This window comes from Sinorhizobium sp. CCBAU 05631, assembly GCF_002288505.1.
Classification (GTDB): Bacteria; Pseudomonadota; Alphaproteobacteria; order Rhizobiales; family Rhizobiaceae; genus Sinorhizobium; species Sinorhizobium fredii_C.
The window spans coordinates 2,290,019-2,314,583 of record NZ_CP023063.1 but is presented as its reverse complement, the minus strand read 5'-3'; the positions used below and the strand labels follow the sequence as shown (position 1 = coordinate 2,314,583).

Sequence of the window (24,565 nt, the reverse complement as noted above, 5' to 3'; positions counted from 1 at the left end):
TGGCTCCCGGCTAGAGACGAGCACTGGTCTTGGCTTCGGATTCGTTTTCCAGCATGGTCAGCATACCGTCGATCGGCATCGGCCGGCTGAAGAGATAGCCCTGGCCATAATCCACACCGAGCTTGCGCAGGAGTTGCCACTGCTCGTTCGCCTCGATGCCTTCGGCGACCACCGTGCAGCCCATCTGGTGGGAGATCGTCCGGATGCCCTTGATCAACATTCGGCTCTTGCGCCGGACGTCGGCGGCTGGCGAGCTCAAGGAGCGTGTGAAGGACTGGTCGACCTTGACGATATCGACCGGGAAGCGGTTGAGGTAGCTAAGCGACGAGTAGCCGGTGCCGAAATCGTCGAGAGCGATGCGGCAACCGAATTCATTCAGCTGCTTCAACACCGAATGGACTTCCGGATTGTCGAGCATCAGCACCGCTTCGGTGATCTCGACGACGATGCGCTGCGGCGAAATGTGATGTTTGAGCAGGAGCGCGGCGAGCTTGTGAGGCAACGTCAGCTCGAACTGCAATGGCGAGAAATTGACGGCGAGATAGGTGCCTTGGGTGCCGTCCAGTTCGGAGATGGCGGCGAGATGGCGGATCGCCTTTTCGAGCACGCAGTCGCCGATGCGGCCTATCGTGCCGGTCTCCTCGGCAATGCCGATGATCTTGCCCGGCGGAATCAGGCCCTTTTCCGGATGATTGAGCCGCACCAGCGCTTCGAAGCCGACAATCTGCCCGTCGTCGAGGCTGACGATCGGCTGCAGCCAGGCCTCGAACCAATCTTCCTTGAGACCGGCCTCGATGCACTGTTCGATCTCGTGGCGCTCGCGTGCGGCGTCGAGCATGCCGGCGTCGAAAATCTGCAGACCGTTCTTGCCGTCGCGCTTGCGGGCATACATCGCCATGTCGGCCTTGAGCAACAGGTCGGAGGCGCCGGAGGCATGGGTCGGGTAGACCGAGACGCCGACACTGGCGCTGACGAAGAGCTCGTTGCCGGCAATCGGCATCGGTTCGTGCAGCGCCGCGCAGATGCTCTCGCCGATCTCGCTTGCCAGGGCTGCGACATCCGTTGCGGCAATCAAGATGGCAAACTCGTCGCCGCCGAGCCGCGCGATCACATCCTCGGGCCGAAGCGCTGCCCGAATGCGTTCCACCGTCTGGCGCAGGACCGCATCGCCGGCGGCGTGGCCGAAATTGTCGTTGATCCACTTGAAGCGATCGAGATCGATGAACAGGCAGGCAAGTTGCATGCCGCACTGGTCGGCGCTCAGGATCGCCTCGTCCAGCGCGTTTTCGAATCCTTGCCGGTTCAAGAGTCCGGTCAGGTGATCGGTGATCGCCTGGGTATGGTTGCGGCTCTCGGCCTGTTTCAAGGCGGTGACGTCGGTCATCACCGAAAGCGAAATTTCTCCGCCGCTCGTTTCCGTTTCCAGGATGAGCACCGTCATGAACTCGCCATCCGCCTTGCGGAAGGGCAGGGTCGAGTCGCTGACGTCGTGACCGTCCCGCGCTGTCGCTTTTGTGCGCTGATGGTAGGCGTCGTGCCATGAGGGATCGATGAAATCAGTGAAGCTGCGCCCGATGACCGAGTCGCGGCGATATCCGGTCGCGAGTAGCCAGTAGTCGCTGACCGCCGTCAGCCGGCCCGCGGCGTCGAGGGAAAAGAGCATGGCCGGCGTCAGGTTGTAGGTCTCCGTTGCACGGGCATGGGCGCTCTTCAGCTCCTGTTCCTCGCGCTCGAGCCGGTCCTGCATCGCGTTGAAGTTGCCGGCCAAGGCGCCCATCTCGTCATCCGCGTTCCAGTCGACCCGGTGGCGCGATCCGAGGCGCCGCGTCGCTTCGACTGCAGCGGTGAGCCGCATCAGCGGCCGGATGACGATGAAGCGGTTGCCGATCAGTGCCGCAGCGAAGACCGTCGCGACGGCAAAGAGAAGGATGCCGAGGATCGTCCACTCGTCCTTGCTGAAGCGTAGCAGCAGGCCGGAGGGCGGGACGACGACGGTCAAAGCGCCGACGGGCACCGGGCCTTTGACGCTGTCATAGGAGATGGCCGTTTCCAAGGGCTTGCCGGCTGCGGCGTCAAGCTTGCCCGGAGGCACTTGGGCAAGGACGTTTCCCGCCGTGTCGCGGATCGTGACGGCGTCGATATCGGTGGCGTTCATCAGCGAAAGAGCGATCCGCTTGATGCCGTCCTGGTCGAAGTCCCAGATCGGCTTGCCAAGGGCTTCGGCGCTGGTTTCCATCAGCAGTTCGACGTTCTGCAGGCGCTCCCGCGCAACGCGCTCGCCGGATATGGCGAGGAACAGTGCCAAGAGGGGCGCCACGAATACAAGCATCGCGCCGCAGATGATCGCAATAAACCGGTTTTCCACCGAGTGCATCATCGGATGCTCCCGCCGGCGGACGTCATCACTCTCGACATTCGGATACTCTTGCACTGCCACGCCCATGTCCCTCGCGTGCAGAACATCATCAAAACCTTAAATGTTGTTGAAATTGCACGCCGAGATTTCATAAGCCGCGGCGTCAGCCCGCGGTCCGTGTGCGGTGCACAATGAAAGCAAAAAGCCCGTCCCAGGATTGGGACGGGCTCTCGAATGTTGTGGCCGTAAGGGCCGGCAGCCGTTGCGGCAGTCGCGGATCAAGCTTCCGCTTCGCCCTCGGCTGCTTCTTCTTCTGCTTCAACTTCCTGCGCGCGGCCGGCGATCGTGGCGATCGTGAAGTCGCGGTCGGAAATCACCGGGGTCGTACCAGCCGGAAGCTTGACGTCCGAGATGTGGACGGTGTCGCCGATCTTGAGGCCACTGAGATCGACGCTCAGGAAATCCGGAATGTTGTCGGCGGAAACGTTCAGTTCGACTTCGTGGCGAACGATGTTCAGCGTGCCACCCTGCTTGAGACCCGGGGACTTCTCTTCGTTTTCGAAGTGGACCGGAACCTGGACCGACACCTGGCTGCCCTTCGAGACACGCAGGAAGTCGACATGCATGGTGAAGTCGCGAACCGGATCCAGCTGATAGTCCTTCGGCAGGACGCGGATCTTCTCGCCGTTGACGTCGATCGTTGCGACGGTGGTCATGAAACCGCCGGCGTGGATCTTCATCGTCACTTCCTTGGTGGAAAGCGCGATGGAAAGCGGGGCTTGCTTGTCACCGTAGATGACAGCAGGGATAAGACCGTTGCGGCGAAGTTCACGGGAGGACCCCTTACCAACCCGTTCGCGCGTCTCGGCCTTGAGCTCGTAAGTCTGGCTCATGGATAGACCTTTCTGGTTATTTGGAGAGTTCGTCCGTAAAGCGGAAAAACCTGAAACCGCATGGCGGTTCCATCCGCGTTGCCTCCAAGGGTGTCTGCGCGGACGCGGGGTCCATAGCCGAGAACGGGCCGAAATGCAAGGCACGCCGCGCCTCTCAACCTTTGCGCCGGGAGAAACGTGCGAGCGCGAGCATCAGGCCACCGCCGATCAGGCCCCAGAAGGCGCCGGAGACGCCGGCAAAACTGACACCGGACGCGGTGACGAGGAAAGTGATGGCGGCGGCTTCGCGGGTCCGGGCCTCCGTGAAGGCGGCCACGGCGGAGTTCGAAAGGGCGCCGATGAGCGCTAGGCCCGCGACCGCTTCGATCAGCACCGGCGGCGCCAGGCTGACGAAGGTGGTAACGGCGCCGGCGAGCAGGCCGAAGACGATATAGGCGATGCCGGCGATGATCGCCGACCAATACCGGCGGTTGCGGTCCGGGTGGGAATCGGGCCCGGCGCACATGGCGGCGGTGATCGCCGCGAGATTGACGGCGTGGCCGCCGAAGGGTGCGCTGAACAGCGAGAAAAGCCCGGTCGCCGCAAAGAGCGGGCCGGGGTTTGGGTGATAGTCGTTGACCTTCAGCACGGCGATGCCGGGAATGTTCTGCGACGCCATGGTGACGATGAAGAGCGGCAGGGCGATGCTGATCATCGCCGCCGCATTGAGGACCGGCGGGACGAATTCAGCCTTCGGCACGAGAGCGGACGATAGTTGCGCAAAGGCGGTCTCGGGCATCTCGACGCCGAGGGCGATCACGCCGACGAAGGCGAGAAGCGCTGCGGGAACGGCATAGAGCTTGTTGACGCTGCCGACGATCGCCCAGGCGAGGACGATCGGCAGGCCGAAGAGCGGATTGAAGGCGATCGCTTTCACCGGGGCGAAGCAGAGGCTCAGGAGCACGCCGGCGAGCATGGCGTTCGCCAGAGCTGCAGGAATGGCCGACACCATGCGGCCGAGCGGCTTCCACAGCCCGGCGACGACGATCAGCAGGCCGCAAACAAGGAAGGCACCGACGGCCGCGTTGAAGCCGCCTGGAACGGAACCGGAGGTCGCCAGCAGCGCCGCGCCGGGTGTCGACCACGCGATGCTGACGGGTAGCCGCGTGACGATGCTGACGACTATCGCGCAGACACCCATGGAAACGGAGAGCGCCATCAGACCCGAGGCCGCCTGGGCCTCGGTGGCGCCGACGCCGGCAAGGCCATGCAGGATGACGGCGAAGGAGCTGGCAAAGCCGACGAAGGCGATCAGCACGCCCATGAAGAGGCTTTGGACGGAGAAATCACGAAGCATGGGCAACCGGGGTCTCGGGCGAGTCACAAGAGTTGCCCGACGGCGTAGCACATCGCAGGCCCGCTCGGTACCGCCCAACAACGTCTTGTAGGAGGGGGTGCTTGCACGACCTTCGTCTGCCTGGACCGGCCGCGGGACCTCTGTTTATAGTGGCCGCCAACGCGGTGCACCGAACGGGGAGACGGGTGCAGGCGATCCATGGCCGGAGGACGCTTTCAGGGAGGGAGCGAATGCCAGCAGTCAGAGACCATACGGAACACGTCTACAGGACCGCGCAACAATCGGCAGCCGCCGTCAGTTCGCCGGTCGCCGCTTCGTGGCGGCGCTGCCTGACCCTGCACGGCCTCGCCCCCGAAGAGGCGCGTCTGCCCTCGCGGCTCTCCGATGGCGAGTTTCGGCAGGCGCGCGAACGCTCGGGGGTGCTGATTGCGGAAGCGGTCGGCGAACTCGACCGGCTGTTCGGCGTGGTCGTCAAGGCCGGATGCTGCCTGTTGCTCACCGACGAGAAGGGGATTGCGCTTGAACGGCGCGGGGCAGGCGGGGACGATGCGGATTTCCGCGGCGTCGGTCTCTGGTCGGGCACCGTGTGGAGCGAGGCGAGCGTCGGAACCAACAGCATCGGTACGGCGATTGCCGACGAGCGCCCAGTCGTCATACATCGCGATCAGCATTTTTTGAGCCGCAATATCGGTCTGAGCTGTGCGACCGCACCGATCCGGGACGAGGCCGGGCGGCTTGCCGCGGCGCTCGACATATCCACCTGCCGCGACGACGCTTCCGAGGCGACGCTCGCGATCCTTTCGCAGGCAGTGCGCGATGCTGCCGCTCGCATCGAGGCAAACCTCTTCCGGCGCGCCTTTGCCGAAGCGCGGATCGTGCTCGTGCCGGCCGATCGGGCAGGGCCGGCTCTGCTCGCCGTCGACCGTGACGACCTTGTGCTCGGCGCGACGCGAGCGGCCCGGCAGTGGCTCGGGCTCGACGACAAGCGCATCGCCACCGGCATTCCGGCCACCGACCTGCTCCAGGAGCGGGCCTCCAGCGAGGCGCGCGAATTGCCCGATGCTGAAAGGGCGGCCTTGCGACGCGTCTTGTCGCGGACCAATGGCAACGTGTCGATGGCCGCCGATCTGCTCGGAATCAGCCGCGCAACGCTCTATCGGAAAATGAAGCGGCTTTCGCTTAATTGAGATGCCCCTCTCCTCGGGTTTAACCCGAGGACTAGCCCTCTCCCCGCATGCGGGGAGAAGGTCGCGGCAGCGGGATGAGGGGCAAAACTCAAATGACGTGCGATAGCGGGGGCCACCTGTCTCAATTCTGAAACACACGGCGAAGCCGCGTGCCGCGGCACCCTACCGCAAATCTCCATCCGGCTTCACTCTCCTCCACAGCAGATTGGAGTGCTGTTTTTCCAAGGGAGGAAGCCATGCTGCATCAGAAGATTCTCGATAACCCGTTCAAGCACAAATACGGAAATTTCATCGGCGGTGAATGGCGCGAGCCGGTGGCCGGCCGCTATTTCGACAATACCACTCCCGTCACCGGCGGCACGCTCTGCCAGGTGGCCCGTTCGGATGCCGCCGATATCGAGCTGGCGCTCGATGCCGCCCATTCCGCGAAGGAGAAATGGGGCCGGACCTCGACCACCGAGCGCTCCAACATCCTGATGAGGATCGCGGCGCGGATGGAGGACAATCTGGAACTTCTGGCGCGGGCCGAGACCTGGGACAACGGCAAACCGATCCGCGAGACGATGGCCGCCGACATTCCTCTGGCGATCGACCATTTCCGCTATTTCGCCGCCTGCATCCGGGCACAGGAAGGGTCGATCGGCGAGGTCGATCACGATACCATCGCCTATCATTTCCACGAGCCGCTCGGTGTCGTCGGACAGATCATTCCCTGGAATTTCCCGATCCTGATGGCCGCCTGGAAGGTGGCGCCGGCGCTTGCGGCCGGCAACTGCGTCGTCCTGAAACCGGCCGAGCAGACGCCGGCCTCGATCCTCGTGCTCGCAGAACTGATCGCTGATCTGCTGCCGCCGGGCGTGCTCAACGTCGTCAACGGCTTCGGCCTGGAGGCGGGCAAGCCGCTGGCGACCAGCCCGCGCATCGCCAAGATCGCCTTTACCGGCGAGACGACGACCGGCCGGCTGATCATGCAGTACGCCAGCCAGAACCTCATCCCGGTGACGCTCGAACTCGGCGGCAAGTCGCCGAATATCTTCTTCGCCGACGTGCTCAATGAGGACGACGACTATTTCGACAAGGCGCTCGAAGACTTTGCGATGTTTGCGCTCAACCAGGGCGAGGTCTGCACCTGCCCGAGCCGGGCGCTGGTCCAGGAAAGCATCTATGACCGCTTCATGGAGCGGGCGCTGAAGCGGGTCGAAGCAATAAGGCAGGGCAATCCGCTCGATAGTGCGACGATGATCGGTGCGCAGGCGTCGGGCGAGCAGCTCGAGAAGATCCTCTCCTATATCGACATCGGCAGGCAGGAGGGCGCTGAAGTGCTGACCGGCGGCGAGCGCAACGTGCTCGAGGGCGATCTCTCGGGCGGCTACTACGTCAAGCCGACGGTGTTCCGCGGGCACAACAGGATGCGCATCTTCCAGGAGGAAATCTTCGGCCCGGTCGTGTCGGTGACGACCTTCAAGACCGAGGAGGAGGCGCTCGCGATCGCCAACGACACGCTCTATGGCCTCGGCGCCGGCGTATGGAGCCGCGATGCCAACCGCTGCTACCGCTTCGGCCGCGAGATCCAGGCCGGCCGTGTCTGGACCAACTGCTACCATGCCTATCCTGCGCATGCCGCCTTCGGCGGCTACAAGCAATCGGGCATCGGCCGCGAGACGCACAAGATGATGCTCGACCATTACCAGCAGACGAAGAACCTGCTGGTAAGCTACAGCCCCGAGGCGCTCGGCTTCTTCTGATACCCGCCCCAGAATTGGAGCGGGATGGCGGTAAACCGCTCGTCCCGCTGGTGCCGGCGATCCTCCCGGCATGCTCCCGGTGGCGTTCCACCGGGAGCATGCCGGCTTTTCAGGAAGGAGAGAATGATGACGGAAACAATCGGCGAGCCGCGCGTGCTTGCGACCGACGCGGCGATCGAACTCATCCGCGAAATCCGCGCCGATCATCCGGAGATCCTGTTCCATCAGTCAGGCGGCTGCTGCGACGGCTCGTCCCCGATGTGCTACCCGGCAGACGACTACATCGTCGGTGACAACGACGTGAAGCTCGGCGAGACCGACCGCGTGCCGGTCTATATCAGCGCCAGTCAGCATGAGGTCTGGAAGCACACCCAACTGATCATCGATGTGGTGCCGGGCAGGGGCGGGATGTTCTCGCTCGACAATGGCCGCGAGAAGCGCTTCCTCACCAGCTCGCGGCTCTTTGGAGGCGGCGAGGCCTGCGCCGTTCCGTAGTCAAAAACAAACGCCGGCAGTTAGAGCCGGCGTTGTGATTGGCTGAAGTCGGACGTTCCGCTCTCAGTCGAAAAGGCTCGACACCGATTCTTCCTGGCTGGTGCGGCTGATGGCTTCGCCGATTAGGCCGGCGGTCGAGATCACGCGGATATTGTGGGCCGATTGCACCGCCGTCGTCGGCTGGATGGAATCGGTGATCACCAGTTCCTTCAGCATCGATGAGGTGACGCGGGCGACCGCGCCGCCGGAAAGCACGCCGTGCGTGATATAGGCGGTGACGCTTGTGGCGCCGTTCTTGAGCAGCGCCTCGGCGGCGTTGCAGAGCGTGCCGCCGGAATCGACGATGTCGTCGATCAGGATGCAATCCTTGCCATGGACGTCACCGATGACGTTCATGACCTCCGATTCGCCGGGGCGATCGCGACGCTTGTCGACAATCGCCAGCAGACAGTCGAGGCGCTTGGCAAGCGCCCGGGCGCGCACGACGCCGCCGACGTCCGGCGAAACGACCGTGACGTTCTTGAGGTCGTAGTGCTCCTTGACGTCGCGGGCCAGGATCGGAACCGCATAGAGGTTGTCGGTCGGGATGTCGAAGAAGCCCTGGATCTGGCCGGCGTGGAGATCGAGGGTGAGGACGCGGTCGGCGCCGGCTTCGGTGATCAGATTGGCGACCAGCTTGGCGGAGATCGGGGTGCGCGGTCCGGGCTTGCGGTCCTGGCGGGCATACCCGAAATAGGGAAGCACGGCGGTGATGCGGCGGGCGGAGGAGCGGCGGACCGCGTCGATCATGATGAGCAGTTCCATCAGATGATCGTTGGTGGGGAAGGAGGTCGACTGGACGATGAACACATCCTCGCCGCGCACGTTCTCGCCGATCTCGACGAAGATTTCCTGGTCGGCGAAGCGCCGCACGGTGGCTCTGCCGAGCGGCAGGTTGAGATAGTTGCAGATCGCTTCGGCCAGCAGCCGGTTCGAATTGCCTGCGAAAACCTTCATAGACGGTCCGCCTTGAGCTGGCGCGGCCACCGTCCGGTCCAGTCCGGGGCAGGATCGTCCGCGCAAAATCCCTGAGCCATTCCGATCGCGGGCAATCGCTGCGATGGCCGCTGTCAGAGCTGATCGGCCGCTTTTTAGCGTCCTTGAAGGTGAATGCAAGGGGATTGCTGCGGCGCAGCGCCTATTATCCTAAAATCTTTGCGTCAACCGCGCTGGGACTGACGCCATTCGAGATAGGCGTCGATCGTCTTTTCGGCGATCGCCTGCATTGTTTCCGGCGGAATGGCGCTCCAGGGTTCGGCAGCGCTGCTTTCCACCGTGTCCTGCCCCTGGATGCGGTGCAGGCGATTGCCGCCGCCGTCGAGAATGTCCCAGACATAGACGACCGTCGTCTTGCCGCTGTCGTTGAGCGCCGAGAAATAGCCCTTGAGAATATGGTCGCTCGACGTGTCGGTGGAGCTCTTGATGGTGATCCCCTGCGCCCGGGCCGAGGCGCCGAGCTGCTTCGAGAGGGGCGTGACGGCCTGAACCGGAGCGCCGATGATCGGCAGGAAGCGGATGCCGCCGGCACCGGTCGCCGTCGGAGCCGGCGAAGCGGCAGCCTGCTGCGTCTTCTCCGCTGCGGCCGCGACGTCAGGCTGCGCCGGCTGCTCTGCGCTTTCTTCCTCCGGCGGCGCCACGTTTCTCGCCTGCGCCCGCTGACTTTCGACCTGGGGCGGCGGATTTTCTGCCTGCGGCGGCAGATTTTCTGGCACCGACGGTTGGGGCTGCATGGTCTGCACCGGTGCCACGCCTTCGGCGAGGCGGCTGGCTTGCGCCTCGAGCGTGCCGGCGGGATCCGTGTAGTCGGTGTGGCTCGTCGCGTAGTGGGTCGGCGGGACGGAAATGTTCGGCTGCGCTGCGAAGGCTGCGGTGCGGCTTGGCGGCACGCTTTCGACCGGCATCACGGCGGTCTGCGTGGACATGGCTTCGAGATCGGACTGGGTCACCGGCGGCGAGCGGAAGGTTCCTCCGCCGACGTCCACTTGCGGGATCAGGGCGTCGGTGGTGTTGCAGCCGGCAATGGCTGCGGCAAGACCAAGGCTTGCGATAGGCATGATCTGCTTGCGCATCGTTCCCACCGTCTGGCTCGAACTCGGCGAGGCCGGCGGTCGGAAAGCCGACTGCCGTGCTGCCTTTCATTTCTCGCCGGAAAGCATAGGACGATTTCCTTACGCAGATATGAAGTCCAGTCCGTAGCGCGACAGCGGCCTCGGGCTCTCGGTGGTTGTCAGATAGGTCTGGCCGAGCGTCATGGCGGTGCCGCTGTCGGAATCCATGATGATCATGTGCACGAAGAGCGACATGTCCGGCTCGATCTCCTGCGGGTTTCCGACATGGAACATCTGGTGCTCCATCCAGGAGGGCGAGAAGCGGGCACCGAGCGAATAACCGCAGGCGTTCAGGCGGTGGCGGGCGAGGCCGCGCTCGTCCATGATCCTCGCATGCACGTCGAAGACGGTGCCGAAGGTATTGCCGGGCCTCAGCACCATTTCGATTGCCTGGATCGTCTCGCGGCAGGCGCTGTAAAGTTCGCGATGGCGGTTGGTGGGCTCGCCGACGACGATCGTGCGCATCATTGCCGCATGGTAGTGGGCGCTGACGCCGGCCCATTCGAGGGTCAACTGGTCACTGGCATCGAGACTGCGCCGGCCGGCCTTGTAGCGGCAGAGCAGCGCGTCGGCGCCCGAGCCGATGATGAATTCATTGGCCGGATAGTCGCCGCCGCCGGCAAAGACGGCGCCCTGCATGGCGGCGAGGATATCGGCCTCGCTGCCGCCGGGGCGGATCAGCGGCAAGGCCGCGTCGAGTGCGTCGTCGGCAAGGCTCGCGGCCTTTTCGACATGAACGATTTCGGCCGGGCTCTTGACGAGGCGCAGGCGGCTGACGAGCATCGATGCGTCGATCAGCTCGCCGAAGGTCGACAGCTGGTTGTCGACGAGACGGGCCGTCCTGCCGGTCATGCCATGCGTGTCGTATTCGACGCCGATGCGGCAGCCGAGCAGGTCGAGCTCGCTGAGCAGGTTCTTGAGGTCCATGGCGGGATCGGCATTGACGCGATCCACCCAGATCTCGATGCGCTCGATATTCGACGTGTGGCGCGCCTGGCGCAGATCGGCCGACCGGGTTAGCAGCACCATCGAGCCGTCCTGCTTGACGACCAGCGTCTGGAAGAAGCAATAGCCGAAGGTGTCGTAGCCGGTGAGCCAATACATGCTCTCCTGCGCGAAGAGAAGGACGGCATCGAGCCGCTCTTCCTGCATCTTGGCCGTGAGCCGTCTCAGGCGCGATGCATATTCCTCTTCGGCGAAGTGAAGCGCCATCTCAAGCCTCCCGTATGCAAATTGCGGATATCTGCCGCCCGTAGTCGGGCTCCTGGCGGTGCGTGGTGCGGCGATAGGAGAAGAAGCGGTCCTCGTCGGCATAGGTGCAGATATCGAGGTTTTCCGCCGTCACACCGGCCGCGACGAGCCGGCGGACCGTGAGCCCGGGCAGGTCGAACATCGCATGACCGTTGCGGCCGGACGGCCTGAAGAACGCCGCGTAGCTGTCGTCGGTGGACATGAAACGTTCGACGAATTCCGGGCCGACCTCGTAATGCTGGCGGCTGATCGACGGTCCGAGACAGGCGACGATGCGCTCCCGGCGCGCGCCGAGCGAGACCATTGCATCGATCGTGCTTTCGAGAACGCCGCCGAGCGCGCCCTTCCAACCGGCATGGGCGGCGCCGATGACGCGCGCCCTCGGGTCGGCGAAGAGCACGGGTCCGCAATCGGCCGAAAGCACGCCGAGGACGATGCCCGGCGTCGCCGTCACCAGCGCATCGGCGTCCGGACGCGCGCCGTCGTAGCTGTCGTCGACGATGATCGCATCGGGGGAATGGATCTGGTGAACCGTTGCAAGACGTCGCGGCTCGGCATCGAACCAGCTGGCGACTCGGGCCCGGTTTTCGGCGACGCGCTCGCGATCGTCATGGGAGCCGAGGCCGACATTGAGGCCGCGATAGATGCCTTCGGAAACGCCGCCCTTGCGGGTGAAGTAGCCATGGGCGATCTCTGGCCCCGCCTCGGCGCCGAAGAGCGGGCTCTGCACGGGTGAGAGCGAGGCATCGTCCTGCATTCGGTGTTCTCGCCCTCGAATCTTCGTGGTTTCGCGTTGGGGTGAGGGCGCGTCTGGCCCGATGATTTGCGGCTGATTTGCCGGGCGATGTTGGCCCGGCAGGCCAGAACTGTCAATTGCGGAACGTCGAGACGAGGTCCTGATCCCTCCCGGCCATTCCCTCTCGCGACCAGAAAGCGAAGAGCCTGCACCGGCTGGAAATGTGCGTTTTCCCGCGCGTCAGCGCGCCTTTTTGCGGAACGGCACCAGGGCGACTTCAGGGCTGCTGACGACCAGCACCTTGAACAGTTCGCCCATCTTTGCGGCACCGGCACCGGCAAGCCGCTCGACATCGTCGCGGATGCTTTCCTGAGTCGCCGCATCCTTGTCGCGGCCGAGGGCCGCCGCCCGATCGAGCAGGCCCAGACCGACCAGAAAGTCACCCTGATGCGCGAGGCCGTTCACCTGCACGCTCTCCGCCTTGGCGCGCAGCGCCAGTTGTTCGAAATCCACATGGCTGGTGAGGTCGGCAAGTCCCGGGTTGGCGAGCGGAGGATCGTACCGGTGGTTGCGGACGGCCTGCAGCGTGTCGCCGTAGCCGGTCGAGAGATGACCATAGTCGATGAGGACCGCCGTCCCGCCGTTCGCACGCAGGCGCTCGCAAAGCGCGGCCATCACCGCGTCTCGCGCCGGGGCGGCCTCGAAGATCGTGCCTTCGGCGACCGATTGCACCGGCGTCGGCAGCAGGGAGGGATCGATGCCCGCCACACCGGCGGCAAAGGCCAGCTCATCGTCGGCATCAAGCCCGACCATGCGTTCGCGGAACCCCTGTGCGGTTCTCACAAACTGGCGAATCGGGATCGCATCGAATAGCTCGTTTGCGGCGAGAAGCAGGAAGCCCGCGGGCAAGCTGTCGAAGCTTGCATGCCAATGGACTTTGCCTTCATGACCGGCGAGCGTTTCGGCCTGCACCTTGCGCAGCCTTTCGCTGGTTTCGACGAGATGAACCTCGGCGGTCTGGTAAAGCTCCGGCGCTAGGCGGCGGAGGACGCGCAGCATATCCGCCATCATCGTGCCGCGGCCCGGCCCGATCTCGGCGATGATCGGCTCGCTGGGAGAACCGTGCTCCTGCCAGGCGTGAACCAGGAATATGCCGATCATTTCCCCGAAGAGCTGGCTGATTTCCGGTGCCGTCGTGAAATCGCCCTCCCGTCCGAACGGCTCGCGAACGCGGTAGTAACCGTATTGCGGGTCCGCCAGGCAGAGGGAAAAAAAGTCGGTGACGCTGATCGGCCCATTGGTCCTGATCAGCGCCTTGATCTTGTCGGCGAGAGGATTCGTCATGCACCAGTCCAGTTATGCGGCTGCGGTTGCCGCCCTGCGCGCCCGCGCCATCGCCCAGATCCCGGCGAGAGCCAGCGGCAGCGAGAGCACCATGCCCATGGTCAGCCAGCCGCCGGCAAGATAGCCGATCTGCGCGTCCGGTTCGCGGAAGAATTCGACGAAAATGCGGCTTAAGGCGTAACCGCAGGCAAAGGCGCCGGTGACGAAGCCGGGCGTCTTCAGGGCTTTGCTGCGATAGACGAAATAGGCGAGGGCGACGAGAAGCAGGACGCCCTCGAGAAGAGCCTCGTAAAGTTGGCTCGGGTGGCGCGGGAACGGCCCTCCGGTCGGGAAGACGACCGCCCACGGCATGGACGAAAGCCGGCCCCAGAGCTCGCCGTTGACGAAATTGGCAATGCGGCCGAAGAGAAGGCCGATCGGCACGACGGCGGCGACGACGTCGAACAGGCTCCAGACGGGAATGGCGTTCCTACGGGCAAACACGATCATCGCCAGCGTCGTGCCCAGAAGACCGCCATGGAAGGACATGCCGCCGTTCCAGATTTCGACGGCCCGAATCGGGTCCTGCAGCACCGAGCCGAGATCGTAGAAGAGAATGTAGCCAAGGCGCCCGCCAAGCACGATGCCGCCGGCTGCCCAGAGCAGGAAATCATCAAGCTGCGCCAGAGTGAGAGGGGCGGTATCGTTGCGCCAGAGCGGGGCATTCTGGACCAGGCGTCGGGCATAGAACCAGCCGAGCAGGATCCCGGCGACATAGGCCAGCCCATACCAGTGGACGGCGAGGGGCCCGATCGTGAAGATGACGGGATCGATTTCGGGAAAGGGGAGAATGGCGAGGCGGGTAGCAAGTGTTTCCAAGGTCTTCTCTCATGCCGGGCCTATCGGTTGGGCGGAACATGGCGATCGAAGCAGGCGGGGTCAAGCGGCTCTCCCGTTCTTCCCGTTTCAGGCTCTGATTTTCCTTGCATCCTCGTGCGCGCGACCCTACCTGAAAATGACAGGGCTCGCCCATGGGGCGCGAGCGAAATGGAGACGAATACGATGAGCACAGGGGCCAACCGCATTCTCGATGATCTTGCGAGATTGATGACGGATGCTGCCGGTGCGGCCCAGGGCGTACGGCGGGAGGTCGAGACGGCCTTTCGCGCCCAGGCCGAAGGCTGGCTGAATTCGCTCGACGTGGTGAAGCGCGAGGAGTTCGAAGCCGTCAAGGAGATGGCTGCCAGGGCGCGCGACGAAAACGACGCCCTGCTCGCCCGGATCGCAGCGCTCGAAGCGCGCCTTGCCGCGACAGAACCGGTCGGCGACATCACCACCGGCAAGTAATTTCCGGCCAGCATACGATTGGATGCCGCCTTCGAGCTGCTTCTCCGCAGCCGAGTCACCTTTTCACGCGGCAGTCGCTGCGTCAGCTTCAGGGTTAATGAAAGCTGAAAAGTTTTCCACCTGTGGACACTGCCAAAAAACCCTTATCGCAGAGTCGTTTAAGCATCCCCGCTGAATCGAAATCCTAACGCGACGAGAGGTCTTCCCTGCAATTTTTCGGCTCAGGGGCTGGCAGGGTGACTCTGCCGTTATACACTGATTTTAAATGATGATTCGAAACGGGCCACGCAAGCTCCGGGCAGGGTAAGTAAGCCAGGATAACCGCAGGTCCAGCAATCAGAGTGTGTCGGTATCCGGTGTCGGGTTTGCAGCGTTGCGTCTTGTGAACGTGACCTCGCGCGCCTTGCGCCGTGCCTTTAGGGTGATGCATGAGCCTTTTGGAAATGGAAGTCGAGCGCCAGTCCAACCCGGTCGATATGATCGAGTTCGTCGCCGCCAACAATGACTGGTCCTTCGAGCGGTCGGGCGAGGACGAGATCGCCATGACGGTCGAGGGCCGGTGGGCGGACTATCACGTTTCCTTTTCCTGGATGGAGGAGTTCGAGGCGCTGCATCTTGCCTGCGCCTTCGACATCAAGGTTCCGGATAGCCGCGTCAACGAGGTGATCCGCCTGCTCTCCCAGATCAACGGCCAGGTCCTGATGGGACATTTCGATCTCTGGCGCCAAGAAGAGGTCATCATCTTCCGGCAATCTCTGTTGCTTGCCGGAGGCGCCGAGCCGACAAACCGGCAGGTGGAAGTGCTTTTGTCGAGCGCGCTCGACGCCTGCGAAACCTATTTCCAGGCGTTCCAATTCGTCGTCTGGTCCGGGATGGACGCGCAGCGCGCCGTCGATACTGTCCTGTTCGCGACTGTTGGGGAGGCATGAGATGAGCATCGCCGTTTCCGGTCCCATCGTCCTGGTCGGCGCCGGCAACATGGGCGGCGCCATGCTCGGCGGCTGGATCAAGAGCGGTGTCAGCGGCGGCGATGTTCTCGTCGTCGATCCGGGCCCACCCCCGGCCATGCAAAAACTCATCGCCGAAAACGGCGTGGCTCATGCGGCCGCCGTCCCGCAGGGCGTCAAGGCAAGTGTGATCTTTCTCGCCGTCAAGCCGCAAGTCATGGAAGCGGCACTCCCGCCGCTGAAGGGGCTCGTCGGATCCGGCACAGTGATCGTCTCCGTCGCGGCCGGCAAGACGCTTGCTTTCATCGAGCGCCATCTCGGCGAAGCGGCGACCGTGCGGGCGATGCCGAACACGCCGGCCATGATAGGTCGCGGCGTCACGGGCGCTTTCGCCAATGCCCGCGTGACCGAAAAGCAACGCGGGCTGGTTCATGATCTCCTGAAGGTCAGCGGGCCGGTCGAATGGGTTGCCAGCGAAGCCGACATCGATACAGTGACTGCGGTTTCCGGCAGCGGACCGGCCTACGTCTTCTATCTCGTCGAGTGCATGGCGGAGGCTGGGCGTAAGCTCGGCCTCCAGGCGGACCTTGCCATGCGGCTCGCTCGGGAAACCGTCGCGGGGGCTGGTGAACTCCTACATCAGTCCCCCGACGACGCCGCACGCCTTCGCCAGAACGTCACGTCGCCGGGCGGCACGACCGCCGCCGCACTCGCCGTCCTGATGGCGGACGACGGCATGCAGCCGCTTTTCGACAAGGCCATCGCGGCAGCGCGCAAGCGCGCCGAAGAACTGGCCGGTTAAGCGGCCGGCCGGATTTCCAAAGGTATTTTGATGGCGGACCTCATTGAATTTTGCGATTTCGAGCGCGTGGATATCCGCGTCGGCACGATCATCGAGGCCGAGGTCTTTCCCGAGGCGCGCAAGCCCGCCTACAAGCTCAGAATCGATTTCGGTGCCGAGATCGGCATAAAAAGGTCGTCTGCACAGATCACCGTGCACTACAAGCCGGAAGATCTCGTCGGCCGGCAGGTGCTGGGCGTAGTCAATTTCCCCCCGCGTCAGATCGGGCCCGTCCGCTCCGAGGTCCTGACGCTCGGCTTTGCAGACGAAGAGGGCGCGATCGTGCTGGCCGCGACCGACAAGCCCGTTCCGAACGGCAGAAAGCTGATGTGACGAGGCATGGCGTTTGAGATAGAACTTGGCGCCGTTTCAACGAACGGCGCGGTCTGACCTACAGCAATTCAAAGTGTTACAGCGACCTTTGCGCGTCTGATAAGACGCGCGGCGCTGTAGACTATTCGCGCTAATTTTAGCAGCTCCGGGAGGGTTCACGTCGGGACGCGCACTGTGGCGCGCAGCCCTCCAAGCGGGCTGTCGCCGAGGGTGACGTTGCCGCCATGGCTTCGGGCGATGTCGCGCGCAATGGCGAGGCCAAGGCCAGTGCCGGAACTGTCGAGATTGCGCGCCTCGTCCAGGCGGAAGAACGGCTTGAAGACATCCTCGCGCGAGGGCTCCGGAATGCCGGGACCGTCATCGTCGATGGTGATCGTCAGCCATTTGGCGGTATGGCGGGCGTCGATCCGAACCGTGTCGGCATAGCGGTAGGCGTTCGATACCAGGTTGGCGACGAGACGCGTGAAGGCGTTCGGCCGGACGCGAATGTTGTCCTCTCCCTCGATCGAGGTGGTCAGGGTCTTGCCGTAAAGCTCGGCCTCTGCCAAGAGCCGCGCCATCAGGTCGCTGAGCTTCAACTCGCCGACGTCTTCCTCCGCCTCGCCGCGGGCAAAGGCGAGATAGCCTTCCAGCATGTTCTGCATGTCCTCGACGTCCTGGTTGAGGCTGGGGTCCGGAGTGTCGCCGGCGAGCGCCAGTTGCAGCTTGAAGCGCGTCAGGATGGTGCGCAGATCGTGACTGACACCGGTCAGCATCGCGGTGCGCTGTTCGATCTGGCGTTCGATGCGTTCGCGCATCAGGATGAAGGCCAGGCCGGCGCGGCGGATCTCTTCGGCGCCGCGTGGGGCGAAGTCATCGATCTTCTGTCCCTTGCCGAAACTTTCGGCGGCATTGGCGAGCGCCAGGATCGGGCGGATTTGTCCACGCAGGAACAGGATTGCGATCGCCAGCAGGACGAGCGACGCGCCGACCATCCAGACGAGAAAGATATGGGTGTTCGACGCATAGGCCTGGTTGCGCCGCGCATAGACACGGAGGATACGGCCGTCTTCGAGCTTGATGCGGATCTCGACGATCTTCGAGTTGCCGACCGTATCGATCCAGAAGGGAAGGCGGATCTGGTTCGAAATCTCCTCGCTGAGGATCTGGTCGAGGATCTCGAAGAAGGGTTTGGGCCGGGGTGGCGGCAGTTCTCCGCCCGGCTCGACGGCGATGTTGAGGTCGAGCTCGTCGCGGGCGATCCGGACGATCCGATCTATGTCGCCGTCCTGCGGGAAGGTCGTGATCAGGTCGACGATAGCCGCGATGTCGTTGGTGACCGCGGCCGAGAGACGCTGCGTGACGAGCTGCCAGTGCCGCTCCATGAAGACGAAGGCGACGACCGACTGCAGCAACACCATGGGAATCACGACAATGAGCAGCGAGCGGGCGTAGAGACCCATCGGCAGGCGGCGACGCAGCCAGCGGATGAGGCGCTTCCAGGCGCTGTCGGCGCTGTTCGATCTTGTGCGCCTGAGGCTGTCGAGGCTTACCATCGTCGTCTCAGTCGTTGCCGAAGCGGTCCTTTGTTGAACAGGTGTGGCATCCCGCTCGTCTTGAGCCTAGACTAGTCCACACTCAAACGATAGCCGATGCCGCGCACCGTCTGCAGCCAGACGGGATTGGAGGGATCGTCCTCGATTTTGCGCCTCAGCCGGTTGATCTGCACGTCGATCGTCCGTTCGCCGACCTCGGCGTCGTCGCCGATCAATTCGTGGCGTGGAATGGTTTCGCCGGCGCGTTGCGAAAACAGGGTCATGATCTCCTGTTCGCGGTCGGTCAGCCGGATGTGCTCGGCGCCGCGGCGAAGCTCCTTGCGCACCACCGAAAACGTATAGGGGCCGAAGATGACCTGATCGACCTTCGGCGCCTGTGTGGGCTGGTTCCGACGCAATATGTTATTGATCCTGAGCACGAGCTCACGCGGCTCGAAGGGTTTCGGCAAGTAGTCGTCGGCGCCCGCCTCAAGACCTTCGATGCGGGAATTCGCTTCTGCGAGTGCCGTCAGCATGATGATCGGTACGGTCTTGATGTGTCTCAAGCTCTGGGTCAGCGAGATGCCGCTTTCGCCGGGCATCATCACGTCGACGATCAGGAGATCGAAATCGAGCCCGATGAGCTTTCGCCTCGCTTCGCCGGCATCGGCCGCCGTTGTCACGCGAAACCCCTGTTCCACCAGAAAGCGGTTCAGCAGGTCGCGAATGCGTCGGTCGTCATCCACGATCAGAAGGTGCGCCGCGTCATCGGCCACTTTCGCTTTGGCAATCATGCTTGGCAAACCCTTTTCTCGGCAGAGCCTTATTTCCCCTGCGGTGCGCGACTGCGATCGAACCGAACCGGATCACAGCCGCGTCCTCCTCCCGAATTTGAGTGACCGCGCATTGAAGCAGATGCGCCGCGGTCGCCCCATTCCCTGATTCCAGGGGTTTATCCGCTAATCCTAATAAAATCCTAGGCGGAGCCCCGGTATCAGTCCGCGGCGCTGTTCTTCATGTTGACGAGAAACCGCTTGACGATTTCCCGCGCGCCGGGACCCGTCTTCGCCAATGCATCCGCTATGCGGCGGGACTGTGGCTCGGCGAGTGCTCGCGCCAGTGCCTGGCCCTCTTTCGTCGTATAGAGCATGCGTTGGCGCCTGTCCTCCGGACCGGCCACCTGACGAATATAGCCTGAGTCGATCAGTTGCTTGAGGACACGGGCAAGGCTCTGCTTGGTGATCTTCAACGTGTCGAGAAGATCGGCCACGGTCATGCCCGGCTCTCGATTGACGAAGTGCACGACGCGGTGGTGGGCGCGCCCGAAACCGCTCTTTTCGAGAATGGCGTCCGGATCGCCGGTGAAGTCGCGATAGGCGAAAAACAGCAGCTCGATAATCTCAAAATCGATCGTGTCTTCCTCCTTGCGGGTGACATCTGTCATGTACTGGCTGTTGTCCCTAGTTTGGCCGGCCACGCGGTCACTTTCCTTTCCCGGCAGATTGCACCTCCAGCGCCGTGCGTCTTGTAGGACGCGCAAAGCTCGCTGTGGCACTTTGAAGGCTGCATGCTCTTAATCCTTAAATCGACTGGGATTTAAGAAAACGTCCACTAGCGACATAATAGAAAGAAAATGTCAGCTTTGTTGACATAATTCTACCGGCGAGTCGAACCGTCTGCGGCAGAATAGGTCGATGCGCACCGTGAGGTTGGGAGATTGTTGAGGCTCGGCGGGAGACTGACACGGAAATGCGTCGCAGCGCGTTCACGACGCGCTGCGACTTAATCACGTCCACTACGATTGAACGTCAGCGATAGATGTAGACTATCCGACGTGTCGAGGGTTCAACAAGCACAGGCTGCCCGTTTACCATCACGTATTCGTAGTTGTACTCCGGGATCGGCCGGACGGCCACGGTGCTCGGCAGCGTCGCGCCGAGAACCACCTCGCCATCGAGATAGACCGGGTCCACCGGGTTGGAAGTGATGTAGGTGCCTACTGCCGGAGGCGGGGTGATGGCATCGACCTCTTCGACCGGCCCGATCAACTCAAGCGGTTCGGCCGGGGTGGCCACCGTGCTGCCGGTCGCCTCGTAGGTCACGACCGGGACGCCGAGTTCAGCGCGCCGCTCGGAAATTACCACCGTCGAGCCGCTCTGGGCCATTGCAAGATATTTGGCATAGGCCCAGCCGCTGACGCCGCCGACATTGACCCGGCACCACAGGCTGCCTTCGATGCAGCCCTCGAGCACGGTCGTGCTGCCGCGCGCCGCCAGGCCAACGACCGGATATTGCGGGCCGGGGCCGGCGCGTACGTTGAGATCGGTCACTGCCGTCGCGCTCATTGCCGCAGCGGCGGCGGAGACGCCCGCAGCGAGGATCAAACCCGCTGCCGCGACCGCTTTCAACAGGTGGGGGGAGAGGGTCTTCATTGTCTTGCTCCTCTTCTATGATGCGGGCCAAACGCCCCGTACGCCTCGGATGTTCCCGGCGTGACATCAGGAAATGTGAACATGAAACATATTGCTGCCGCCGAGCGTTGCTTCGGCCGACGGTGGAGCGCTTCGACTGAGAGATCGCCGCGCCCGCTGAACGTTGGACGAAGTCACGCCTTCTGACCAAGGGCGTTCTCACCGGGAGTCCGGACCATGCAGCATGAGACCATCGACGAGGCCGAACTCACTGCACAGCGGCTGCGTCCGCTGGTCCTTGTTGTCGTGGCGGCGAAACTTGCCGTATCCACTCTGTTGCTCACAACCGTGCAATTGCCGACCGAGTCGAACAGAACGGAAATTGTCGCGCTTCGCTGATTTGCGCTGTCTCCGGCCTCATATCCCGCTATAGGTGACCTGGCGGCGACACCGCCCACAGCTAAGGAAGAACGAGGCACGGTCGGCATGTTACAGGCGGGCATCATCCCGGTTACGCATTTTCAGCAGAACTGCACGGTGCTGTTCGACAGCGAGACGAAGGAAGGCGTGATTGTCGATCCCGGTGGCGACGTCGACGTCATCCTGCAGACGATCCGCGAAAACGGCATCGAGCTGCAGGCGATCTGGCTCACACACGGTCATATCGATCATGCCGGCGGCGCCAAGGAATTGAAGGAGGCGCTGGAGCTCAAGATCATCGGTCCGCACAAGGACGACCGGCCGCTGCTCGAACGGCTGGAGGGCCAGGCGGAGCGTTTCGGCCTGGCGATGAAGGTGCAGAACGTCCTGCCGGACCAATGGCTGGAAGACGGGGACACGGTCTCCTTCGGCAATCACGTCTTCGAAGTGCTGCACGTCCCCGGCCATGCGCCCGGCCATGTCGTCTACTTCAACCGTGCGCAGAGCTTCGCCCATGTCGGCGACGTGCTGTTCCACGGCTCGATCGGCCGCACCGACCTGCCCGGCGGCGACCATCAACAACTTCTCGATTCCATCCGCGACAAGATCCTGCCGCTCGGCGATGACGTCGGTTTCATCTGCGGCCACGGACCGGGCGGCCGGATCGGCGAGGAGCGCCGTAGCAACCCATATCTGCGCGGGCTCTGATCGGATTACAGGCTTACAGCGCCGCGCGTCTTTTCAGACGCGCAAAGGACGCTGCAACACTCTGAATCTACATATCGTGCTTTCCGAAAATCGATTCCGATTTTCGGGCCGATGCGCTAGAAAACCCCGTGACTCGTATGAGGCACGGGGTTCTCGTCTAAAATTGGGCGACGCTCTGATCAGCCGGCCGTGCAGAAATGGCTGCGGCCGTCGTAACCGACGAAGGTGCCGCTCTCCGGATCGAAGGAGCGGTAGCGCTGCGAGCAATAGCGGTACCAAGCCGGAGTCCAGGGCTCAAGATCGTAGCTGTCGACGACAACCTGACGATAGACCGGGCGGGCCCGGTAGACGGGGCGGGGCTGGTAAACCGGACGCGGCTCGTAATATTCCGGCTCCGGATCGATATAAACCGGTTCGCTGTAGCGGGGCTGTGAACCGATCGCGGTTCCGATAAGCGTGCCTGTCACCAGACCCACTGCGCCTGCTGCCCACGCATCATCGTGATCGTCGCCTGCCTGGGCCGTGCCGAACGTTGGGAGGACCATGGCGGCCGCGGCGAGCGAGAGAACGGTTGCTTTGAGGAACTTGTTCATGGGCTTCAATCCTGTGCATGGAGGAACCGGACTGAAGGCCCGGCTTTCATGATGAGCAAGACTGTATATAGCCCAAACTGAACGGAGCCTGAACGAAAAAACCCGGCAAAAATGCCGGGCTACAAATGCAACTATTGACAGAGCGCGGCGTTAGCCGACGATCTGCAGGTTGACCGCCTTCGGTCCCTTGCCGCGGCGATCCGGCTCGGTATCGAAGGAGACTTTCTGGTTCTCGCTCAGACCGCTCAGGCCCGAGGCCTGTACGGCTGAAATATGTACGAAGATATCTGCACCACCATTTTCCGGCTTGATGAAGCCAAAGCCTTTGTCGGTGTTGAAGAATTTAACAGTGCCAGTTTCGGCCATGCGTCAGGTCCTTTTCTCTCCACCCGGTCGAAGGGTGGCATTACAGTTTTGCCCAGAAGGGCGTGGGGCAGGCAGTTCTCGACAATTGAGGAAAGGGTCCTGTTATCGCGACGGACCTGGTGGGCCCAGATTCACCGCCCGGAGTGGCTTGCGTCTCCGGCTCGCATTTATTTCAAGATCTTCCCGCGTTCGCAAATTGCCCGAACACAGTAAGAGTGATCAGTTTATTTTGAATTGGCAAGCAAAACTTTTCCGGCGAGGTATTGAGTCTTCTCATTGCTCAAAAACAGATCAATTCGGCCGGCGGCGGAAGATATTCGGGAGGCGCTGCAAGCCGTTGAATCCACAGCTTTTTGATGGGCCGTTGCAGGCAGTGGATTTTTTGCGCCATATCATGTCGCTTGCAAGCATGCCTCTATGTTGGGCAGTTCGTCATGGGAGTCGCAACCCTCTGATAAGGCTCATCCTTCAAGGAGAGCCGACGCTCGGGCAGGCCGACGAATAATCTTGCAGAAAAAATGCAAAGAACTCTGGCCGTTGCTCGGCTCCACCGCATGCTGATCCATTTTGGGGCAAAGTAGAGCGGTTGTGTACAGTAATAAGTAATATAGTAAGTCCAGCTTGACTCCCAATGTAGCTAAATCTTGCTGGTCTAAGCGGCGGCCCCTGCCGCCCGGCGGCGCCGCTTCGCCAATTCCGGCACGAGTTCGACGACGAGTATCGCCGCGAAGATGACGATACAGCCGAGATAGCCGCTCGGGGTGATGACCTCGTCCAGCAGCAGCACGCCGAAAAGCGCCGCGAAAAGCGCTTCGCTGGACAGGAAGATCGCCGCTTGCGGTGCCGTCGTATAGCGCTGGCCGACCACCTGGCAAATGAAGGCGATGCCGCTCGAAAACACACCCGCATAGAGAATCTGCGGCAGGGCGGCCGCGATGCGATCGAGACTCAAGGGCTCGAAGGCGGCGGCGAGCAGGATTCCTGAAACGGCACATACGGCAAATTGCGTCATCGACAGCAGCATCGGCCGCCCGGTGGCTGCGGCGAAGACGCCGATCAGCAAAACTTGAATCGCCCAGAAGAAGGCACAGACGATGGTCAGCAGATCTCCGCGGTTCAGTCCCGACAGGGTGCCGCCGCTCAAGAGAAAAATGCCGAAACTCGCCATCAGCGCCGCCGGCCAGATGATCCAGTGCGGCCGTCGGCGCAGGAAGACGACCGTCAGGACAGGCACGAAGATGACGTAGAGGCCGGTCAAGAAGCCGGAATTGGTGACGGTGGTTGTGAGCAGCCCGTATTGTTGCGTCACCGCTCCGCCGAACAGCGCCAGCCCGACAAGGATGAAGTTGCGCATGGCCGCACGCGGCAGTGGCGCCGTGGCGCGTCGGGCCTCGACCAGTGCCAGGGGCAAGGCCACCAGGGTGGCAATTGCGAAACGCAAGCCGATGAACGAGAGCGGTCCGATCGCCTGCATCGCGGTAGACTGGGCTACGAATCCTGCGCCCCAGATCGCGCCGGACAGCAACAGGAAAAGGTTGGCCTGGATGCGAGTCACGGAGGGCTCCCGGGCGAGACTGGGCGGAAAGCAATAAAGGCAACTTCGCCTCTTGATTGCG

Annotated in this window: 25 protein-coding genes; 9 read left to right on the top strand and 16 right to left on the bottom strand. The window is 62.9% G+C overall.

Annotated elements, in window-relative coordinates:
- Positions 1–10: 10 nt before the first annotated feature.
- The 3 genes from SS05631_RS11385 to SS05631_RS11375 form a co-directional block, all read right to left on the bottom strand.
- A complete protein-coding gene (locus tag SS05631_RS11385) occupies positions 11–2,377 on the bottom strand; it encodes an EAL domain-containing protein (RefSeq protein WP_037415015.1) in 2,367 nt (788 codons plus the stop codon).
- A gap of 257 nt (positions 2,378–2,634) precedes the next feature.
- A complete protein-coding gene (locus SS05631_RS11380; protein WP_037414999.1) occupies positions 2,635–3,249 on the bottom strand; it encodes a 50S ribosomal protein L25/general stress protein Ctc in 615 nt (204 codons plus the stop codon).
- A gap of 154 nt (positions 3,250–3,403) precedes the next feature.
- Positions 3,404–4,585 (bottom strand): benzoate/H(+) symporter BenE family transporter, encoded by a 1,182-nt coding sequence (locus SS05631_RS11375; protein ID WP_037415007.1) that lies wholly within the window; start codon positions 4,583–4,585, stop codon positions 3,404–3,406.
- Positions 4,586–4,815: 230 nt separating this feature from the next.
- Between SS05631_RS11375 and SS05631_RS11370 the strand changes: the two genes are divergently transcribed.
- From SS05631_RS11370 to SS05631_RS11360, 3 genes are all read left to right on the top strand, one after another.
- Complete coding sequence (locus tag SS05631_RS11370; protein WP_037415009.1) at positions 4,816–5,772, top strand: helix-turn-helix domain-containing protein; 957 nt, start codon at positions 4,816–4,818, stop codon at positions 5,770–5,772.
- A gap of 236 nt (positions 5,773–6,008) precedes the next feature.
- On the top strand, positions 6,009–7,517 hold the full coding sequence (adh, locus tag SS05631_RS11365) for an aldehyde dehydrogenase (protein WP_095677979.1): 1,509 nt from the start codon (positions 6,009–6,011) through the stop codon (positions 7,515–7,517).
- A 126-nt stretch (positions 7,518–7,643) separates the two neighbouring features.
- A complete protein-coding gene (locus SS05631_RS11360) occupies positions 7,644–8,012 on the top strand; it encodes a DUF779 domain-containing protein (RefSeq protein WP_083853898.1) in 369 nt (122 codons plus the stop codon).
- A gap of 63 nt (positions 8,013–8,075) precedes the next feature.
- Here SS05631_RS11360 and SS05631_RS11355 read toward each other — a convergent pair whose 3' ends face one another.
- The 6 genes from SS05631_RS11355 to lgt all read right to left on the bottom strand — a co-directional run bounded on the left by SS05631_RS11355 (position 8,076) and on the right by lgt (position 14,348).
- Positions 8,076–9,008: a ribose-phosphate pyrophosphokinase gene (locus SS05631_RS11355; protein WP_037415037.1), complete on the bottom strand. Its 933-nt coding sequence runs from the start codon at positions 9,006–9,008 to the stop codon at positions 8,076–8,078.
- A 203-nt stretch (positions 9,009–9,211) separates the two neighbouring features.
- Entirely contained in the window at positions 9,212–10,120 is a 909-nt protein-coding gene (locus SS05631_RS11350; RefSeq protein ID WP_037415039.1) for a hypothetical protein, read from the bottom strand.
- Between the two features lie 99 nt (positions 10,121–10,219).
- Positions 10,220–11,371 (bottom strand): Xaa-Pro peptidase family protein, encoded by a 1,152-nt coding sequence (locus SS05631_RS11345; RefSeq protein ID WP_037415040.1) that lies wholly within the window; start codon positions 11,369–11,371, stop codon positions 10,220–10,222.
- A gap of 1 nt (position 11,372) precedes the next feature.
- On the bottom strand, positions 11,373–12,167 hold the full coding sequence (gene pgeF, locus SS05631_RS11340; protein WP_037415042.1) for a peptidoglycan editing factor PgeF: 795 nt from the start codon (positions 12,165–12,167) through the stop codon (positions 11,373–11,375).
- Positions 12,168–12,386: 219 nt separating this feature from the next.
- The gene (locus tag SS05631_RS11335) at positions 12,387–13,490 is read right to left on the bottom strand and encodes a class I SAM-dependent methyltransferase (protein WP_037415045.1); all 1,104 of its coding nucleotides are present in this window, start codon (positions 13,488–13,490) and stop codon (positions 12,387–12,389) included.
- A gap of 12 nt (positions 13,491–13,502) precedes the next feature.
- Complete coding sequence (gene lgt / locus SS05631_RS11330) at positions 13,503–14,348, bottom strand: prolipoprotein diacylglyceryl transferase (protein ID WP_037415048.1); 846 nt, start codon at positions 14,346–14,348, stop codon at positions 13,503–13,505.
- A gap of 183 nt (positions 14,349–14,531) precedes the next feature.
- On the opposite strand from lgt, the gene SS05631_RS11325 reads away from it, so the two are divergent.
- The 4 genes from SS05631_RS11325 to SS05631_RS11310 all read left to right on the top strand — a co-directional run bounded on the left by SS05631_RS11325 (position 14,532) and on the right by SS05631_RS11310 (position 16,937).
- Entirely contained in the window at positions 14,532–14,816 is a 285-nt protein-coding gene (locus SS05631_RS11325; RefSeq protein ID WP_037415293.1) for an accessory factor UbiK family protein, read from the top strand.
- 428 nt (positions 14,817–15,244) lie between these two features.
- Positions 15,245–15,745, top strand: a complete 501-nt coding sequence (locus tag SS05631_RS11320) for a YbjN domain-containing protein (RefSeq protein ID WP_037415051.1) — start codon at positions 15,245–15,247, stop codon at positions 15,743–15,745.
- A 1-nt stretch (position 15,746) separates the two neighbouring features.
- Positions 15,747–16,565 carry a pyrroline-5-carboxylate reductase gene (proC, locus tag SS05631_RS11315; RefSeq protein WP_037415054.1) on the top strand — a complete coding sequence of 273 codons (819 nt, stop codon included), beginning with the start codon at positions 15,747–15,749 and terminating at the stop codon, positions 16,563–16,565.
- Positions 16,566–16,595: 30 nt separating this feature from the next.
- A complete protein-coding gene (locus tag SS05631_RS11310) occupies positions 16,596–16,937 on the top strand; it encodes a tRNA-binding protein (protein WP_037415057.1) in 342 nt (113 codons plus the stop codon).
- A gap of 155 nt (positions 16,938–17,092) precedes the next feature.
- Here the strand turns inward: SS05631_RS11310 and SS05631_RS11305 are convergent, their stop codons facing one another.
- The 4 genes from SS05631_RS11305 to SS05631_RS11290 all read right to left on the bottom strand — a co-directional run bounded on the left by SS05631_RS11305 (position 17,093) and on the right by SS05631_RS11290 (position 20,883).
- Entirely contained in the window at positions 17,093–18,472 is a 1,380-nt protein-coding gene (locus SS05631_RS11305) for an ATP-binding protein (protein WP_037415061.1), read from the bottom strand.
- Between the two features lie 71 nt (positions 18,473–18,543).
- The gene (locus SS05631_RS11300; RefSeq protein WP_037387345.1) at positions 18,544–19,245 is read right to left on the bottom strand and encodes a response regulator transcription factor; all 702 of its coding nucleotides are present in this window, start codon (positions 19,243–19,245) and stop codon (positions 18,544–18,546) included.
- Between the two features lie 200 nt (positions 19,246–19,445).
- Positions 19,446–19,928: a MarR family transcriptional regulator gene (locus SS05631_RS11295; protein WP_037415064.1), complete on the bottom strand. Its 483-nt coding sequence runs from the start codon at positions 19,926–19,928 to the stop codon at positions 19,446–19,448.
- Between the two features lie 331 nt (positions 19,929–20,259).
- Positions 20,260–20,883 (bottom strand): DUF1236 domain-containing protein, encoded by a 624-nt coding sequence (locus SS05631_RS11290; protein ID WP_037415067.1) that lies wholly within the window; start codon positions 20,881–20,883, stop codon positions 20,260–20,262.
- Positions 20,884–21,099: 216 nt separating this feature from the next.
- Between SS05631_RS11290 and SS05631_RS31400 the strand changes: the two genes are divergently transcribed.
- Both SS05631_RS31400 and SS05631_RS11280 read left to right on the top strand, forming a co-directional pair.
- Positions 21,100–21,261, top strand: coding sequence for a hypothetical protein (locus SS05631_RS31400; RefSeq protein WP_086022730.1), 162 nt, complete (start codon positions 21,100–21,102; stop codon positions 21,259–21,261).
- A gap of 87 nt (positions 21,262–21,348) precedes the next feature.
- The gene (locus SS05631_RS11280) at positions 21,349–21,990 is read left to right on the top strand and encodes an MBL fold metallo-hydrolase (protein ID WP_037415069.1); all 642 of its coding nucleotides are present in this window, start codon (positions 21,349–21,351) and stop codon (positions 21,988–21,990) included.
- A 179-nt stretch (positions 21,991–22,169) separates the two neighbouring features.
- Here SS05631_RS11280 and SS05631_RS11275 read toward each other — a convergent pair whose 3' ends face one another.
- The 3 genes from SS05631_RS11275 to SS05631_RS11265 form a co-directional block, all read right to left on the bottom strand.
- Entirely contained in the window at positions 22,170–22,583 is a 414-nt protein-coding gene (locus SS05631_RS11275) for a BA14K family protein (protein WP_037415071.1), read from the bottom strand.
- A gap of 150 nt (positions 22,584–22,733) precedes the next feature.
- On the bottom strand, positions 22,734–22,949 hold the full coding sequence (locus tag SS05631_RS11270; protein WP_037415073.1) for a cold-shock protein: 216 nt from the start codon (positions 22,947–22,949) through the stop codon (positions 22,734–22,736).
- Between the two features lie 652 nt (positions 22,950–23,601).
- Positions 23,602–24,504, bottom strand: a complete 903-nt coding sequence (locus tag SS05631_RS11265) for a DMT family transporter (protein ID WP_037415075.1) — start codon at positions 24,502–24,504, stop codon at positions 23,602–23,604.
- Positions 24,505–24,565: the final 61 nt, after the last annotated feature.

Bases quoted from the DNA above. Each gene is read 5' to 3' on its own strand.
- SS05631_RS11305 (WP_037415061.1), bottom strand. From the start codon at position 18,472: ATGGTAAGCCTCGACAGCCTCAGGCGCACAAGATCGAACAGCGCCGAC.
- SS05631_RS11290 (WP_037415067.1), bottom strand. From the start codon at position 20,883: ATGAAGACCCTCTCCCCCCACCTGTTGAAAGCGGTCGCGGCAGCGGGT.
- SS05631_RS11380 (WP_037414999.1), bottom strand. From the start codon at position 3,249: ATGAGCCAGACTTACGAGCTCAAGGCCGAGACGCGCGAACGGGTTGGT.
- SS05631_RS11345 (WP_037415040.1), bottom strand. From the start codon at position 11,371: ATGGCGCTTCACTTCGCCGAAGAGGAATATGCATCGCGCCTGAGACGG.
- SS05631_RS11300 (WP_037387345.1), bottom strand. From the start codon at position 19,245: ATGATTGCCAAAGCGAAAGTGGCCGATGACGCGGCGCACCTTCTGATC.
- SS05631_RS11275 (WP_037415071.1), bottom strand. From the start codon at position 22,583: ATGAACAAGTTCCTCAAAGCAACCGTTCTCTCGCTCGCCGCGGCCGCC.
- SS05631_RS11335 (WP_037415045.1), bottom strand. From the start codon at position 13,490: ATGACGAATCCTCTCGCCGACAAGATCAAGGCGCTGATCAGGACCAAT.
- SS05631_RS11320 (WP_037415051.1), top strand. From the start codon at position 15,245: ATGAGCCTTTTGGAAATGGAAGTCGAGCGCCAGTCCAACCCGGTCGAT.
- SS05631_RS11360 (WP_083853898.1), top strand. From the start codon at position 7,644: ATGACGGAAACAATCGGCGAGCCGCGCGTGCTTGCGACCGACGCGGCG.
- SS05631_RS11270 (WP_037415073.1), bottom strand. From the start codon at position 22,949: ATGGCCGAAACTGGCACTGTTAAATTCTTCAACACCGACAAAGGCTTT.
- SS05631_RS11325 (WP_037415293.1), top strand. From the start codon at position 14,532: ATGAGCACAGGGGCCAACCGCATTCTCGATGATCTTGCGAGATTGATG.
- SS05631_RS11350 (WP_037415039.1), bottom strand. From the start codon at position 10,120: ATGCGCAAGCAGATCATGCCTATCGCAAGCCTTGGTCTTGCCGCAGCC.
- pgeF (WP_037415042.1), bottom strand. From the start codon at position 12,167: ATGCAGGACGATGCCTCGCTCTCACCCGTGCAGAGCCCGCTCTTCGGC.
- SS05631_RS11355 (WP_037415037.1), bottom strand. From the start codon at position 9,008: ATGAAGGTTTTCGCAGGCAATTCGAACCGGCTGCTGGCCGAAGCGATC.
- SS05631_RS11280 (WP_037415069.1), top strand. From the start codon at position 21,349: ATGTTACAGGCGGGCATCATCCCGGTTACGCATTTTCAGCAGAACTGC.
- adh (WP_095677979.1), top strand. From the start codon at position 6,009: ATGCTGCATCAGAAGATTCTCGATAACCCGTTCAAGCACAAATACGGA.
- SS05631_RS11310 (WP_037415057.1), top strand. From the start codon at position 16,596: ATGGCGGACCTCATTGAATTTTGCGATTTCGAGCGCGTGGATATCCGC.
- SS05631_RS11370 (WP_037415009.1), top strand. From the start codon at position 4,816: ATGCCAGCAGTCAGAGACCATACGGAACACGTCTACAGGACCGCGCAA.
- SS05631_RS31400 (WP_086022730.1), top strand. From the start codon at position 21,100: ATGCAGCATGAGACCATCGACGAGGCCGAACTCACTGCACAGCGGCTG.
- proC (WP_037415054.1), top strand. From the start codon at position 15,747: ATGAGCATCGCCGTTTCCGGTCCCATCGTCCTGGTCGGCGCCGGCAAC.
- SS05631_RS11375 (WP_037415007.1), bottom strand. From the start codon at position 4,585: ATGCTTCGTGATTTCTCCGTCCAAAGCCTCTTCATGGGCGTGCTGATC.
- SS05631_RS11385 (WP_037415015.1), bottom strand. From the start codon at position 2,377: ATGATGCACTCGGTGGAAAACCGGTTTATTGCGATCATCTGCGGCGCG.